Here is a 14,203-nt window from a genome sequence, read left to right as displayed (position 1 = left end):
TATGGCAAACGACGACATCACCTGGGTTCGACCAGAACACCGGGCGGCTTCTGCTGCCTGGCGGAAATATCGCGACTTCTGCAAGGGGGCTGAGGCGGTTAAGGATGCGGGCAATAAATATCTGCCGCTCCTCGACCCGACTGATAAATCCTCTCGCAACCGTAAGCGCAACGAGGACTACCTGAGCCGGGCGGTTTTCTACGCCATAACAGGCAATACGAAAATCGGCCTGCTCGGGCTGGCGTACCGGAAAGATCCGACGTTCAGTGGCCCTGAAAAGCTCATGTACCTTCTGAACAATGCAGACGGAGCAGGGACGAGTATTTATCAGCAGTCCCAGTTGGTGACCGAAAACGTGCTGGAGGTTGCGCGCGACGGCATTTACGTCGATTACGCTGAGGCCACCAACGAGGCGATTATCCTTCGCTATCCGGCAGAAAACATCATCAACTGGCGAACAAAGCGTATTAATGGGCGCGATCAACTGGTGCTGGTGGTACTGCGTGAATGTGTTGAGCAGCCGGATGGTTACGCCTACAAAGATGAAATCCAGTATCGCGAGCTGGCGCTGGAAGAGGGGAAGTTTATCTGCCGGGTATGGCGCCGAAGCGGCGGCACCGCCAGCGGGACTTATACCATCGACAGCGAGTACCACCCTAAGCCCAAAGGTCTGGATTTCTGGGATGAAATTCCGTTCACCTTTGTCGGCGCGCAGAATAACGATCCGACAATAGATGATTCCCCGCTGGCGGCGCTGGTGGAGATTAACCACGGTCATTACCGCAACAGTGCGGACTATGAAGACAGCGTGTGGTTCTGCGGGCAGGTTCAGCCGTATATGACCGGGCTTGATACTAACTGGCGCGATCACCTTGAGAAGAAGGGCGTGAAAATTGGTTCCCGATCACCGCTTTTGCTTCCCAAAGAAGGCTCGTTTGGTTATGCCCAGGCGCAGCCGAACATGCTGGCTAAAGAGGCTATGGACAGTAAGCGCGATTACATGGTGCAACTGGGCGCCCGACTGATTGAGCAGAACGCCACGGCGAAGACCGCGACGCAGGCGAGCGGGGAGCAAACTTCATCCACATCTGTGCTCGGTATCTGCGTATCGAACGTATCCGAGGCCTATACCCTGGCGCTGGGCTGGTGCGCAAAATACCTCGGGCTCAAAGACGAGTCTCCTGCCTACACCATCAACCAGGAATTCATCGCGAAGGTGGCTGAGTCTGGTATGGTCACCGCGATCGTGAACGCCTGGCAGTCTGGCGCATTGCGCGATACCGATATGATTCGGGCATTGCAGAAACTCGATCTGATTGACCCGGCAGATAATCCTGATGATGTGATCGATGCGCTTCGCAACCAGGCACCCACAATGACAGGAGGCTAGCATGCCAACCGTCAACGAAAGCCTGCGTGACGAGGCGATTGGGCATTCCGTATGGCTCAGCCGCTACGCCACGGGCGTGGCAAATCGGATGGTTAAGTTGTTGAACGAGACGGACGCAGACCTGTCGGCGCACCTGCTCGATGCCCTGGACAGATTGCCGCAGGAGAGTTTCACCGTTAACCGGCTTGAAAGCTTGCTGGGCAGCGTGCGGCAACTGAATCATCAGGCCGTCTCTGCAATGCAGGCCGGGCTGGAAAGTGAGCTGGTGGCGCTTGCGAAGAACGAAGCCAGCTATCAGTTGAGCCTGTTCGATTCCCTCCTGCCTTCGCAGGTACTCTCCCGATATCCGCTTCAGGGCATTACGGCTGACATGGTCTACGCCGCGGCGATGGCGCAACCCTTTCAGGGGCGGCTCCTGAGCGAGTGGGCGAGCAATCTGGAGTCGGACAGGCTAACGCGCATCGTGAACGCCGTGCGGCGTGGTTATCTGGCTGGCGACACAGTGGAAACGATCGCGCGAAACGTTCGTGGCCACGCCAATAAGGACTACCGCGACGGCGCGCTGCAAATGAGCAGGGCGAATGCCGCCAGCATTGCTAAAACTGCAGTAAATCATCTGGCCGCGACCGCGCGTAACAGCTTCACCAGCGCTAACAGCGATATCGTGAAAGGCAAGCAGTGGTTGTCCACGCTGGACAACAAAACCAGCCATGACTGCATTGTTCGCGATCTGCTGCGTTACACCCTGGACAACAAGCCGATGGGGCATAAGGTGCCTTACCTGCAGGGACCGGGGAAAATTCACTTTTGCTGTCGTTCAACCGAAACGCTGATCCTCAAATCCTGGCGAGAACTCGGCATTGATATTGATGAGATGGACGAGGGCACCCGCGCGAGCATGGACGGGCAGGTCCCGGCGAAAACCACGTATCTGGAGTGGCTCAAGCGTCAGTCGGCACAGTGGCAGGATCAGGTGCTGGGCGTGGAGCGCGGCCGCATGCTCCGCGCCGGCGAAATCGACCTGAGCGACATGTACACCGATAAAGGCGAGTGGATCACTCTGGAGCGGCTCAAACAGCTATCAGCGACTGATAACTGACAAATATTACTTACATCATGCCCTGGCACCCGCCGGGGCTTTTTTTTGGGCGAGGCCCGGCAAAATCCCGAGGGGACATTATGTTAATCCGAAATATGCTTCTGAAATTTTACGCTCCAGAAAACGGCGGTGAAGGAGGTGGTGGAGGCGGTGGCGAAATCACGCCGGAAATCCAGAAGCTGATCGACGAACGCGTGACGAGCGAAGTCACCGGTCTTAAAACCAAAAACTCTGAGCTGCTGGGGACCATCAAGCAGCAGAAAGAAAACCTGTCCCGCTTTGATGGTATCGATCCGGACGCCGTGCGCGGAATCCTTCAACGTTTCTCCGACGATGAAGAGGCAAAGCTGATTGCCGCCGGGAAAATTGATGAGGTGCTGGATAAGCGCACCGAGCGTCTGCGTGCTGATGTCGATAAGCAAATCAAGATGGCTAATGAACGCGCGGATAAAGCCGAAGCGTTTTCCAACAAATTCCGGGATCGCGTCCTTGGCGATGCTATCCGCTCAGCAGCCGCTAAAACCGGCGCGCTACCGGAAGCATCTGACGACCTGATCCTGCGTGCCAAAGGCACTTTCAAGCTCAACGACGAAGGCGAGGCCGTAGCGGTTGATGCGAATGGCGATGTTCTGTTCGGAAAAGACGGGAAAACCCCTCTTAGCCCGCTTGAGTGGGCGGAGTCTCTCAAGGAGACGGCTCCACATCTGTTTCCTCGCGCGGAAGGCACTGGCGCGGGCGGGCATAAACCGAATGGTGGCGGCAGCCTGAAACGCTCCGAAATGAGCGCCAGCAACAAGGCGGACTACATCCGCAAGTATGGCCAGCAGGCCTTCCTCAAACTTCCGAAATAAGGGATTTACCCGATGACGACTGTTAATACCGATCTGATTATTTATGACGACCTGGCGCAAACCGCTTTTCTGGAGCGCCGCCAGGACAATCTGGAGATTTTCAACGCCTCCTCCAACGGGGCTATCCTGCTGGACAACGAACTGATTGACGGAGATTTTCGTAAGCGCGCGTTCTACACGGTTGGCGGCTCCATCGAATCGCGCGATGTGAACTCTACCGACAAAGTAACGGGCAAAAAAATCGGCGCGGCCGAAGCGGTATCCGTTAAAGCGCCATGGAAATATGGCCCTTACGAAACCACCGAAGAAGCATTCAAACGCCGTGGCCGCTCCGTTGACGAGTTCTCTGAGGTGATTGGCACCGATGTGGCTGACGCAACGCTGGAAGGCTACGTTAAGTACGGTCTGAAGGCGCTGACAGCTGCAATCGGTGCCAACGCTGAAATGGTGGTGACCGCTGACATCGAAACGGATGGCAAAAAGACCCTGACGCGCGGCCTGCGTAAATACGGCGATAAGTTTAACCGTGTGGTTCTGTTCGTCATGCACTCCGCCACTTACTTCGACATCGTGGATGAGGCGATCGCCAATAAAATCTACGAAGAAGCGGGCGTGGTTGTGTACGGCGGCCAGCCGGGCACCCTCGGTAAACCGGTTCTGGTTACCGACACCATGGACGCCGACGCTATTCTGGGATTGGTGACCGGGGCGGTGACCGTGACCGAATCGCAGGCACCGGGTTTCCGCTCCTATGACATCAATGACCAGGAAAACCTCGCGATTGGCTATCGTGCAGAAGGTGTGGTGAATGTCGACCTGCTTGGCTACAGCTGGGACACGGCGAAAGGCGATAACCCTGACCTGACCAAAATCGGCACCGCCGGCAACTGGAAGAAGCACTTCACCAGCAACAAATCGACGGCTGGTGTGTTGATCAAGCTGGAATCCGCTGCGGGGGAGTAACGCTGTCAGCGGATAAAACCTCCGCAACTGCTGACAGCACCGACGCGGTCACCATCTCCCTGAAATACACCCACAACGGTTCCGGCGTCTCAGGCAAGACTGTTGCCTGGTCATCGACGGGGGGCACGCTCAGCACCGAGAGCTCGCAGACCGGCTCTGCTGGTGGCGCTACGGTGAAACTTACCGCTGACGCGGCAGGGACCTTTACGGTCACTGGTACGGTTGATGGTATGGCGAAAACCAGCAATGAAATCAGTTTCACCGCACCTGCCGGCGAGTAACGCATGGGGCGAAAGCCCCACCTTCGGGATATTTCCATGATCAATACCGATATCACCAGTAGTGGCGTAAACAGCTACGCCAGCGAGGAAGACCTGGCGTCGTTCGCCGAATTGCGTGGCATTGAGCTGCCCGAGAAGCTCTCTCCATTGCTGATAAAGGCGATGGATTACCTTGAAGGGCTTGATTGGGCTGGCGCCAAATCTGAACCACGACAACCTCTGGCCTGGCCGCGTGTGAATGTCATTCTGGATGGACACGACCTGCCATCAGATGAAATCCCACGCCCGGTTATCACCGCACAATGCATGCTGGCGATTTGCTTTCAAGTGTGCGTGAGGCCGCGGTAAAAACTGAGCGCGTAGAGGGTGCTGTCACCATGACTTACGCGGTCGCAGAAGGTGAAGTGTTTACGCCGTCCTATCCGGCGGTAATGGCTATCCTCGGCGATTTAGCCGGCGGGCGAGGCTACGCCATCAATTCCTTTGCGGAGCGTGCCTAATGGGGATCTACTATCAGCGCATGCGCGCGACGGCAACGCGCATGATCAAGCAGAACGGCGTGGCCTACAACGTCACGCGCAAGGGTCAGGTGACCGTTATCGCCGGGGTTGAGCATCGGTCTGAAGATATCCATTTCACGGCGACTGGCGTTAAAACGGAATATCAGCCGGGAGAAATCGACGGTACGGCGATCGAAAGCGGTGACGTCAGGATGGTATTCACCGCTGAGGAAGAAATCTTAACCGGCGATCTGATTGATATTGACGGCAAACAGCACCGCGTTGTTAAGCCTAACCCTGCTAAGCCCGGGTCGTTAGTGCTTTGCTACAAGTCGCAACTGAGGGCATAGCATGAGTGAGAATGCCGGATTTATTGCTGATATCAATGCATTCGTTGACAGAGCGAAAGCCAACCAAGATGCGGTGGTACGCGCGGTTGGAATAAGAATCCTTAATCAGCTGGTAATGATGTCTCCCGTCGGAAACCCTGAGCTTTGGGAAATCAATCAGACAGCCGCTGCCTATAACCGCGCTGTGTATGACCACAACGAAGCGCAAAGAACAGAGCCTTCCAATCTCACAAAAACCGGACGACTGAAGAAAAAGGCCCGGGTTGTCGATGTGATGGACATCAAAGCACCGCCTGGCTACACCGGTGGGCGGTTTCGCGGCAACTGGCAGGTGTCGTTTGATGCGCCCACTACTGAGGAAACCGGTCGGATTGATAAGACCGGCGATCTCACCAAAGCCGCAGGAAACTACACACTTTCTCTATTCAAAGTAGGAATGAGTTCAATCTACTTCTGCAACAACGTTCCTTACGCTTACCCGCTTGAAATGGGGCATTCCACTCAGGCGCCGGGCGGTATGGTGCGAATAACGGCAGCAGAGTTCCAGCGGTTCTTTGATGAAGCGATCAGGGAGGTGGCGAAGTGATCCCAGATATTGCTGCGGCACTGGCCGGAAGGCTTGGTATCTGGGCCGATGCGGAGGGCATCGCGGTCGCCTGGGAAAATGTGCCGTTCACACCGCCTGCCGATGCGATTTACCTCGCGGTACACGACATGCCCGCCACACCTCGCACGCTCGATCTCGGTCTGCGCTGTCGGGTTTATTCTGGTGTGTACCAGATCAACGTTGTGGCTCCCGTTGGCACTGGCCGCTCAGTTGCTGTGGCGCTGGCGGGTCGAGTGGCTGAGCTTTTCCCTGAAGGGCAGGAAGTTGAAGGTAACGGCTTCATCACTTCGATCAGCGGCGCGCCGGGTATCTTCCGAGCTATTTCGACCGACGTCTCTTACACGGTCCCTGTCAGCCTGAACTACCGGGCAGATATTGTCAGCTAGCCTGCTTTTCACCTTTTCAAACCAGACCGGCCGCGCGCCGGTTTTCTTTTCTTCGAAGGAGTAACTCCTATGGGCTTTGCACTGCCTAATGGCGCTCACGTCTATCTGGCGTCGGGATATGGCCCGGCAATTGCTTTCACGGGCGCGACGAACGCCGAAAACGTGGTGATCACCGTCAGTTCCGCGGAGGAGCTTGATGTGGGTGATATCGTCCATGTGAACTGCAGCTGGTCCGGAATTGATAACGTCATTGCGAAAATCGACGCAATTGCTGAAAGCGCGGTCACGCTGCGAAATATCAATACCATTAACAAGAACAAATATGCCGTGGGAGGCGGCAGCGGCTCGATTCGTAAGGTGTTGGAGTGGACTGAACTACCACAGATTACAGAGTTATCGAAATCTGGTGGCGATCAGAACACAACACAAATCCAGTTCCTGAGCGATGACCGCCAGCGCAACCTCAACACCTACAAATCTGCTGTATCGCAGACCTACTCGATCGCCCACGATTCCACGCTTCCGATTTACCCGCTGCTGCGCCAACTGGATGAGGACGAAGAGACGGTCGCGGCTTACATGTACGTTCCAAAAGCGAAAGAAAACCGTTACTGGGCAGCCACGGCATCCTTTGACGACACGCCGACCACAGCAGTCAACGAGGTGGAGACGGTGAGTGTGGTACTGAACCTCCAGTCGCCGGCGATGACATTCTATAAAGTGACCGAGGCCGCCGCGTAATACCGGCGGCTGCTCCCTTAATGCATGCCTCCCGCGCGGAGGCATTTTTAATACGAGGCCATGATGGCGACTAAATTCACGCTCCAGCCCAAACCAACCTTCAAAGCAAACGTCACGATCCCGCGCGCCGGTGATGAAGACGGCGTACTGACCTTCACCTTTAATCATAAACCGCTCAAAGAGTTGGCAGATTTGGAAAAGCTGGAGGGAAAAACGGCCACTGATTTCCTGATGGAAATTATTGCAGGCTGGGCGCTACCTGATGCGTTCAATGCCGACAACCTCAGTGTACTTCTGGAGAATTACCCGGCGGCCATGAAGACCATTCCGGAAACCTACTACCGCGAACTGATGGGCCAGCGCGAAAAAAACTGATAGCGGTTGCCTCGGCGTTCTATACGCCTGAACCCACGGCAGCCGACCTTGCTCCCTACGGGCTGAGTCCTGACGATTACGATGATGAGATCGTGGATGTATGGCCCGACGTTTGGCCTTCGTTTGTCGTGTTCCAGGCCGTTAGTACTCAATGGCGTACGGGAATGGGCGGCGCGTCCGGGCTGGATTACAACGTACTGCCCTGGCTGATGCGTTTGCATAACGTGAGCGACGAGGTAACCGCGCTTTCAGATATCCGGATAATGGAGCGCGCAGCGCTGAAAATCATGCATAAAGAGAGGGTGGAATGAGTAACGATATCGCCACCATTTCGCTGCGCGTCAACACCAGCGAACTGGAGCGCGGCAATCGGGAGCTGGAGCGCTTTCAGGATACTGCGACCACCGCCGCCGATAAAGCGGATGACCTGAACAGTACATTCCGCACCGGTGTCGATAATCAGAAGAAAAACAGCGAAAGCCTGAAGCAGCAGCGCCAGGAGTTACAGAACCTGCTGAATAAAATCAGCCCGGTTAACAAAGCACTGGACGAGCTGGACTCTATTCAGGAAACCCTGGCGAAGTATCGCGGTAAAGGGCTGGTGGATGATGAAGATTTCACTCGCTATAACAGCGTACTGGAGACGACCCGGACGAAACTGGCCCAGGTCATGGAGGCTGAGACGGCAGAGGGGCGGGCTCGCATCGAGCAGGCTCAGGCGGCCCAGCGGGCAGCGGCATCAGGGAAAACCTTCATTGCCTCACTGGAGGAGCAAACTGCTACGATCGGCAAAACGCGCGCTGAAATCCTTGAGCTAAAAGCCGCGCAGTTGGGAGTAACACAACAGGCCGCTCCGATGATCGCCAAACTGAAGGAACAAGAGAACGTCTGGAGGAATGGCGCGATCAGCGCGGGGCAGTACCGTAATGCCATGCGTTACCTTCCGATGCAAATGACCGATATTGCTACCTCACTGGCATCTGGTATGCCGATATACATGGTTGCCATCCAGCAGGGTGGTCAGCTGCGCGATACGTTTGGGGGAGTGGGTAATGCGCTGAAAGCCATTCTCTCGCTAGTAACTCCGGCAAAGCTGGCTTTAGGGGGAATGATTGGTGTTGCTGGCCTGCTGGTCGCTGCCTGGTATAAAGGTTCACAAGAAGCATCCGAATATAACAAACAGCTGATACTGACCGGCAATTATGCGGGGAAAACTGCCACACAGCTGTCTGCACTGGCAAAGTCTCTATCCGGTGGCGGGATTAACCAATACGCCGCTTCTTCTGTTCTGGCTCAGGTAGTGGGTTCTGGAAAGTTTGATGCAAACAAGCTTGAGACAGTGAGCCGCGCGGCAGTTGCGATGGAGCAGGCAACTGGTCAGGCGGTGGATAAGACCATCGCTAATTTCCAGAAGCTTTATGCCGAGCCAACCCAGGCATCGCAAGAGCTCAACAATCAGCTGCATTACCTGACGGCGGCTCAGTTTGAATACATTGCTTCTTTGGAACGTCGGGGCGATAAAGAGGCTGCAGGGCAAGCAGCCGCTGATGCTTACAGCCAGGCAGAACAACGCAGAAGCCAGCAGATCCTCGCTAATCTCGGTCTGGTTGAGAAAGCCGCACTTGCAGCCCGCAATGCTTTCAAAGGGATGTGGGACGAGCTGCTTAATATTGGGCGCCCGGAAGCACCGCAAGACATGCTTGCGAGAATGCAGGCTGATCTGGCAGATCGTGAGAGTAAGCTATTGCCTGAACGCCAGAAGATGGGTTACGGCTACAGCTACGACACCAGCTCACAGGACAGAGATTACGATAATCGCCGTAGAGCGCAGCTTGCGGCCATAGCATCGTTGAAAGCCCAGATTAACCCTATGTTGGGTGCCATCACACTTCAGAACGATTTGAACGGTGCTATATCAGCAGGTAAAGAAATTAACGAAGATGCGATAAGTGCCCAGCAGATCATGAATCGCTATCTTGATGCCGGGACTGAAGCCGCAGAAAAGCGCCGTCAGGCTCAGGACGAACTGAATAAAGCCATTGCTGAAAATGCCAAAGCTGCTAAAAACGGGACGGCTACACTCTGGACGGCTGAGGACGTTGCCAAAGCGCGAGCCGGGATCGAGAAGCTTTATAGAGACCCCAAAACGCCAACAGCGAAAGGGGAAACAGTCTCGTCCGGTATGCGAGCTGAGGATTCTGCTCAGTCTGAATTGCTGGCGCTTCAAGCGCAGCTGTATGCCCTGCAGAAGCATAAAGACCTGAACGACACGATCAGTCAGCAGCGTAAAAACTTATGGACCACTGAAGCCAGGTTCCAGGTGCTGGAAGAGGCTTCCCGGACTCGCTCGCTGACCAAACAGGAGCAGTCGCTGCTGGCGAGCAAAGACCAGGTGCTTCAGTTGGCGCGTCAAAAAGCACTACTTGGCGACCAGATCACTGCTCAGGAGCAACTGAACAAGCGGATGGATACTGCGCAGAAATACACCACGCAGATGTCCGAGAAGCAGGCAGCGTTGACAGGCGGCGCCGGGATGAGTGATCGGCAAGCTCAGCGTGAACTTGCTAACAGCCATCTAGCTGCCGGCTGGAAAAATGCTGGTGGTACTCTGAACGACGACGGTTATCAGAAGCAACTAAAGGCGGCTAGTGACTATTACGATGCAGAAGATCGTCTGCGCGGTGACTGGCTGACCGGCGCGAAGAAAGGGTGGACTGAGTTCGAGGACAACGCGACCTATGTTTATGGGCAAATGCAAAATATTTCCCAGTCTGCATTCACGGGAATGGCATCAACACTCACAGATTTTTTCACCACAGGAAAAGCCAGCTTCACGGATTTTCTGACAACGTTCCTTAAGGGCATTGCGCAAATGCTGGTCCAGTTGGCTATGGTCAACAGTATGAAATCAGCGTTTGGAGGGACGGCTGTCGGGGCCTTTTTCGGTTTTTCTCAGGGTGGGCTGGTCCCGGCATTCGACAGCGGGGGCTATACCGGCGATGGTGGAAAATATCAGCCGAAAGGTGTCGTTCATGGTGGTGAGTTTGTGTTTACCAAAGAGGCTACCAGCGCGATTGGTGTTGGCAATCTCTACGCAATGATGCGCGGCGCGCAGGGTTATGCTAACGGCGGTTATGTTGGCAATGCGGCTATGTATGGGCTGCAGAATGCACATTCAGGCGGGCTTACGGTAAATATGGGAGGGATTGAGATAGCGCCAGACAGCAAGCGTCAAGATGGAGTCAAACCCACCCTTGATACAAATGCTATCATGCGTCAGCTTAAGCCAGTCGTGCTTAGTGTTATTTCAGAACAGGCATCTAAGCCTGGAACGCCTTTATGGAACGCAATTAAAGGAAAGCGATAAATGAAATTCGAAGTTGAGAACATTACCCCATTTGATAATGCTAATGGTCAAGCCACAACGGGAAAAGTTTATATCTATTTAGATGAGGATTTTAATTCAACTATATCTGTTCAAGTAAAAATCCCACTTGATATGAATAAAACCCTTGAGCAAACAAAAGAAGATTTGATATCAGAAGCCAAATTGTTGTTAAAAAAAGTTGTTAATACGATTTAGAACACATTATTACGTTAACCCGCTTCGGCGGGTTTTTTTATGCCCGGAGGAAACGTGGCGATCCAAATATTCACTTGGCGAACCCAGATACAGGCAGGTATGGAGGGCGAATTTAGTCACTCCACTCGCGCCGCATCATTCGGTGATGGCTATGAGCAGATTGCCGGCGAGGGCATCAATTCCGAAAAGCAGTCCTGGCCAATAACCCTCACGGGTAAAAAAGCAGAGATGCTTACCGCTCTGAATTTCTGCCGTTCGCACATCACAAAATCGTTTATCTGGACATCACCTATTGGCGAGGCAGGACTTTACCGCGTTGAGGCAGATTCAGTGAAAGCGCAGCCCCTCTCCAGCAAAGTAATGACCATAACCGCTACTTTCAAACAGACATACGCACCATGATCACACAAGATTACCAACGACTCGAACCGGGCAATAAAATTCGCCTCATTGAGGTTGATGGCTCCACTTTTGGTGTCGATGACGTACTGCGTTTTCATGCCTACAACTTGCCCCATGCAGCTGATGAAATTGCCGCTGCTGGTGGGGATGAAACGAAACTTGCAGCAAAGAGTATCTGGTGGCAGGGGAAAGAATATGCCGCCTGGCCATATCAGCTCGAAGGGCTTGAGGCATCAACCGACGGCAGCAGTGCACAACCGACTCTGACGGTGGCAAACATCGACAGCTCGATCACTGCGCTCTGTCTGGCCTACGACGACATGCTCCAGGCGAAGGTTACTATTCACGATACGTTTGCCCATTATCTGGATGCCAGAAACTTTCCTGAAGGAAATGCTACTGCTGATCCGCTGCAGGTCAGAAAACGGGTGTTCTACATCGATGGTAAGAACAACGAACTGGCGGGGGAAAGCGTCGAGTTTATTCTCACTAGCCCTATGGATCTTCAGGGGTTAATGATACCGACGCGTCAACTCCACTCGCTATGCACATGGTGTATCCGAAACCAGTATCGCTCGGGTGACGGGTGCGATTACGCCGGCACCAGTTACTTCGACCTGAACAATAATCCGGTAGACGATCCGTCGCTTGATGTCTGCAATGGCACGCTTACCGCATGCAGGTTGCGGTTTGGTGAGAATGAAGAATTGCCCTTCGGTGGTTTTCCGGGCACTTCCCTTATCAGGAGCTAATCATGCGTCAGAAAACGATAAACGCCATCATGGCTCATGCTGCTGCAGAGTACCCACGTGAAAGCTGCGGAGTGGTCGCGCAGAAAAGCAGAGTGGAGCGCTATTTCCCGTGCCGTAACTTCTCGGCTGAGCCGATGGAGCAATTCCATCTTTCACCTGAGGATTACGCTGAAGCTGAAGATTGGGGAACGGTGATTGCCATAGTTCATAGCCATCCTGACGCTACGACTCAACCAAGCGAGTTGGATAAAGCTCAGTGTGACGTGACGCTTTTGCCTTGGCATATCGTGAGTTGGCCTGAAGGGGATCTGTGTACCATTCAACCGCGTGGTGAGTTGCCGCTAGTGGGGCGTCCGTTTGTTCTGGGCGTGTACGACTGTTGGGGGCTTGTGATGAGCTATTTTCGCCAAACCCATGGCATTGAGTTGACCGACTATCGTGTGGATTATCCGTGGTGGGAGGACAGTTATTCGGACAATTTCTATCAGGAATGCTGGTATGAATGTGGTTTCCGCGAGTTTGACGGTCCCCCGCAGGCTGGCGATATGGTGATCATGCAGGTACAGGCCAATAAGTGGAATCATGCCGGCATCTTGCTTGAAGGGAATATGCTACTTCATCATCTGTACGGCCACCTCAGCCAGCGTGTGCCTTATGGCGGGTATTGGCGGGAGCGAACAATGAAGATAGTTCGTTTTAAGTCTGATGGGGACAGATACTCCAACTAACGCGACTCAATGTGTTAGTTATTGATTTTCAAGATACTTATTTACATGTTAGGATTAATCCGAACAATACTAATGGGAATAAGATTTTGAAAAAACTACTAATTATTTTAGCTGTTCTTACATTGGCAGGATGTGCACGTCCTTATGGGCAGGCAGAAAAGATACTAAATCAAGAAATCGTAACACCCAAAACTGATACACAGCAGACAAAGGTTACTGTTACACGAAATAAACAATTCATTGGTGGCGGAAGTGGAGGAATGTGTAAGTTCCTGGTTGCTATCGATGATAAAGATGTCGCCCTTCTAAGACAGAATCAATTCGTTACAGCTTATTTAACTGATGGTCCTCATAAATTACGAGTCAGTAACGAATGTAATGTTCTAAGCATGGGTATGCGAAAAACTCTTGATCTCGTTGCCGACGGCACGCCACAAGAATATGTGGCAGAAGTTGGTTTCTGGGGGCAATATAGAATGTGGAAAGTTAAGTAAATTCATAAATAAATTTAAGGTCGCTCAGGCGGCCTTTTTTTATGGAGTTAATATGACTGCGTTACTCAATAAAGAGCCTGCCCGAACAATTCGGCTTTATGGCATCCTCGGCGCTACCTTTGGCCGTGAATATAAGCTCTCAGTCGCATCACCCAAAGAGGCCATCCGTGCACTCTGCGTGATTGTTCCCGGCTTCGAGCGCTTTCTGAATACCAGTAAGCAGCGGGGCCTGACTTACGCTGTTTTCAGTGGGAAACGCAACCTAATTTCTGATGAGCTCGATATGGATAAAGGCTGCGATGATATCCGTATCGCGCCAGTAATCATTGGTAGCAAAAAAGCTGGCGCATTCCAGACGATACTCGGAGCGGTATTGGTCGTCGTCGGCGTTGCGATTGGTTACTTTTCTGCTGGCACGCTATCAGCGGCAGGTTATGGGGTAGCGAAGTTCGGTGCTGCGATGATGATCGGCGGCGTTGTACAAATGATGTCGCCGCAGACGGCGGGTCTTGCTAGTAAGCAGTCAGCAGATAACCAAGCTAGCTACGCATTTGGCGGTGTGACAAATACCACAGCTCAGGGAAATCCGGTACCACTCCTCTATGGCAAGCGACGCATTGGAGGTGCCATTGTATCTGCCGGCATCTACGTTGAAGATCAGCAGTAACTCCACTCTTTTCAACCTGGCCACCTTCGGGGGG

18 protein-coding genes and 1 pseudogene are annotated in these 14,203 nt (G+C 53.5%); all 19 read left to right on the top strand.

What is annotated here, in order from left to right; translation table 11 throughout:
- The first annotated feature begins 1 nt into the window (after window position 1).
- The 19 genes and pseudogenes from C3708_RS07220 (at window position 2) to C3708_RS07135 (ending at window position 14,169) form a co-directional block, all read left to right on the top strand.
- Complete coding sequence (locus tag C3708_RS07220) at window positions 2-1,390, top strand: DUF4055 domain-containing protein (protein WP_103948517.1); 1,389 nt, start codon at window positions 2-4, stop codon at window positions 1,388-1,390.
- 1 nt (window position 1,391) lies between these two features.
- Window positions 1,392-2,489, top strand: coding sequence for a phage minor head protein (locus C3708_RS07215; protein WP_103948516.1), 1,098 nt, complete (start codon window positions 1,392-1,394; stop codon window positions 2,487-2,489).
- Between the two features lie 80 nt (window positions 2,490-2,569).
- The gene (locus C3708_RS07210; protein WP_103948515.1) at window positions 2,570-3,340 is read left to right on the top strand and encodes a hypothetical protein; all 771 of its coding nucleotides are present in this window, start codon (window positions 2,570-2,572) and stop codon (window positions 3,338-3,340) included.
- A 12-nt stretch (window positions 3,341-3,352) separates the two neighbouring features.
- Window positions 3,353-4,303: a major capsid protein gene (locus tag C3708_RS07205; RefSeq protein WP_103948514.1), complete on the top strand. Its 951-nt coding sequence runs from the start codon at window positions 3,353-3,355 to the stop codon at window positions 4,301-4,303.
- Window positions 4,228-4,584, top strand: a complete 357-nt coding sequence (locus C3708_RS23860) for an Ig-like domain-containing protein (RefSeq protein WP_158251360.1) — start codon at window positions 4,228-4,230, stop codon at window positions 4,582-4,584. Before C3708_RS07205 ends, C3708_RS23860 begins: the two co-directional genes overlap by 76 nt.
- A gap of 36 nt (window positions 4,585-4,620) precedes the next feature.
- Window positions 4,621-5,084: pseudogene (locus C3708_RS07200) on the top strand (DnaT-like ssDNA-binding protein).
- A complete protein-coding gene (locus C3708_RS07195; RefSeq protein ID WP_103948513.1) occupies window positions 5,084-5,434 on the top strand; it encodes a hypothetical protein in 351 nt (116 codons plus the stop codon). The pseudogene C3708_RS07200 and the gene C3708_RS07195 overlap by 1 nt, the downstream one beginning before the upstream one ends.
- Before the next feature lies 1 nt (window position 5,435).
- Window positions 5,436-6,020, top strand: coding sequence for a hypothetical protein (locus C3708_RS07190; RefSeq protein WP_103948512.1), 585 nt, complete (start codon window positions 5,436-5,438; stop codon window positions 6,018-6,020).
- Entirely contained in the window at window positions 6,017-6,427 is a 411-nt protein-coding gene (locus tag C3708_RS07185) for a DUF4128 domain-containing protein (protein WP_103948511.1), read from the top strand. Before C3708_RS07190 ends, C3708_RS07185 begins: the two co-directional genes overlap by 4 nt.
- Before the next feature lie 69 nt (window positions 6,428-6,496).
- Complete coding sequence (locus tag C3708_RS07180; protein ID WP_103948510.1) at window positions 6,497-7,168, top strand: phage tail protein; 672 nt, start codon at window positions 6,497-6,499, stop codon at window positions 7,166-7,168.
- Window positions 7,169-7,231: 63 nt separating this feature from the next.
- On the top strand, window positions 7,232-7,543 hold the full coding sequence (locus C3708_RS07175) for a phage tail assembly chaperone (RefSeq protein ID WP_103948808.1): 312 nt from the start codon (window positions 7,232-7,234) through the stop codon (window positions 7,541-7,543).
- Window positions 7,540-7,854, top strand: coding sequence for a DUF1799 domain-containing protein (locus tag C3708_RS07170; protein ID WP_103948509.1), 315 nt, complete (start codon window positions 7,540-7,542; stop codon window positions 7,852-7,854). Before C3708_RS07175 ends, C3708_RS07170 begins: the two co-directional genes overlap by 4 nt.
- A complete protein-coding gene (locus tag C3708_RS07165; RefSeq protein ID WP_103948508.1) occupies window positions 7,851-10,910 on the top strand; it encodes a phage tail tape measure protein in 3,060 nt (1,019 codons plus the stop codon). The genes C3708_RS07170 and C3708_RS07165 overlap by 4 nt, the downstream gene beginning before the upstream one ends.
- On the top strand, window positions 10,911-11,126 hold the full coding sequence (locus C3708_RS07160; protein WP_103948507.1) for a hypothetical protein: 216 nt from the start codon (window positions 10,911-10,913) through the stop codon (window positions 11,124-11,126).
- A gap of 54 nt (window positions 11,127-11,180) precedes the next feature.
- On the top strand, window positions 11,181-11,528 hold the full coding sequence (locus tag C3708_RS07155) for a phage tail protein (protein ID WP_103948506.1): 348 nt from the start codon (window positions 11,181-11,183) through the stop codon (window positions 11,526-11,528).
- Complete coding sequence (locus C3708_RS07150; RefSeq protein WP_103948505.1) at window positions 11,525-12,280, top strand: phage minor tail protein L; 756 nt, start codon at window positions 11,525-11,527, stop codon at window positions 12,278-12,280. Before C3708_RS07155 ends, C3708_RS07150 begins: the two co-directional genes overlap by 4 nt.
- A gap of 2 nt (window positions 12,281-12,282) precedes the next feature.
- Window positions 12,283-13,008 carry a C40 family peptidase gene (locus tag C3708_RS07145; protein WP_103948504.1) on the top strand — a complete coding sequence of 242 codons (726 nt, stop codon included), beginning with the start codon at window positions 12,283-12,285 and terminating at the stop codon, window positions 13,006-13,008.
- Between the two features lie 11 nt (window positions 13,009-13,019).
- Window positions 13,020-13,502, top strand: coding sequence for a hypothetical protein (locus tag C3708_RS07140; RefSeq protein WP_233210398.1), 483 nt, complete (start codon window positions 13,020-13,022; stop codon window positions 13,500-13,502).
- A 52-nt stretch (window positions 13,503-13,554) separates the two neighbouring features.
- Window positions 13,555-14,169: a tail assembly protein gene (locus C3708_RS07135; RefSeq protein WP_103948503.1), complete on the top strand. Its 615-nt coding sequence runs from the start codon at window positions 13,555-13,557 to the stop codon at window positions 14,167-14,169.
- Window positions 14,170-14,203: the final 34 nt, after the last annotated feature.

The organism is Lelliottia sp. 7254-16, assembly GCF_002922995.1.
In the GTDB taxonomy this organism is placed as follows: domain Bacteria; phylum Pseudomonadota; class Gammaproteobacteria; order Enterobacterales; family Enterobacteriaceae; genus Enterobacter; species Enterobacter jeotgali.
Note: the sequence above shows the minus strand (reverse complement) of the source record. Positions and strands in the feature narration are given on the sequence as shown.

Excerpts from the sequence above, each read along its gene's own strand:
- C3708_RS07150 (WP_103948505.1), top strand. The coding sequence starts at position 11,525 with ATGATCACACAAGATTACCAACGACTCGAACCGGGCAATAAAATTCGC.
- C3708_RS07160 (WP_103948507.1), top strand. The coding sequence starts at position 10,911 with ATGAAATTCGAAGTTGAGAACATTACCCCATTTGATAATGCTAATGGT.
- C3708_RS07195 (WP_103948513.1), top strand. The coding sequence starts at position 5,084 with ATGGGGATCTACTATCAGCGCATGCGCGCGACGGCAACGCGCATGATC.
- C3708_RS07175 (WP_103948808.1), top strand. The coding sequence starts at position 7,232 with ATGGCGACTAAATTCACGCTCCAGCCCAAACCAACCTTCAAAGCAAAC.
- C3708_RS07135 (WP_103948503.1), top strand. The coding sequence starts at position 13,555 with ATGACTGCGTTACTCAATAAAGAGCCTGCCCGAACAATTCGGCTTTAT.
- C3708_RS07165 (WP_103948508.1), top strand. The coding sequence starts at position 7,851 with ATGAGTAACGATATCGCCACCATTTCGCTGCGCGTCAACACCAGCGAA.
- C3708_RS07210 (WP_103948515.1), top strand. The coding sequence starts at position 2,570 with ATGTTAATCCGAAATATGCTTCTGAAATTTTACGCTCCAGAAAACGGC.
- C3708_RS07215 (WP_103948516.1), top strand. The coding sequence starts at position 1,392 with ATGCCAACCGTCAACGAAAGCCTGCGTGACGAGGCGATTGGGCATTCC.
- C3708_RS07220 (WP_103948517.1), top strand. The coding sequence starts at position 2 with ATGGCAAACGACGACATCACCTGGGTTCGACCAGAACACCGGGCGGCT.
- C3708_RS07205 (WP_103948514.1), top strand. The coding sequence starts at position 3,353 with ATGACGACTGTTAATACCGATCTGATTATTTATGACGACCTGGCGCAA.
- C3708_RS07145 (WP_103948504.1), top strand. The coding sequence starts at position 12,283 with ATGCGTCAGAAAACGATAAACGCCATCATGGCTCATGCTGCTGCAGAG.
- C3708_RS07180 (WP_103948510.1), top strand. The coding sequence starts at position 6,497 with ATGGGCTTTGCACTGCCTAATGGCGCTCACGTCTATCTGGCGTCGGGA.
- C3708_RS07190 (WP_103948512.1), top strand. The coding sequence starts at position 5,436 with ATGAGTGAGAATGCCGGATTTATTGCTGATATCAATGCATTCGTTGAC.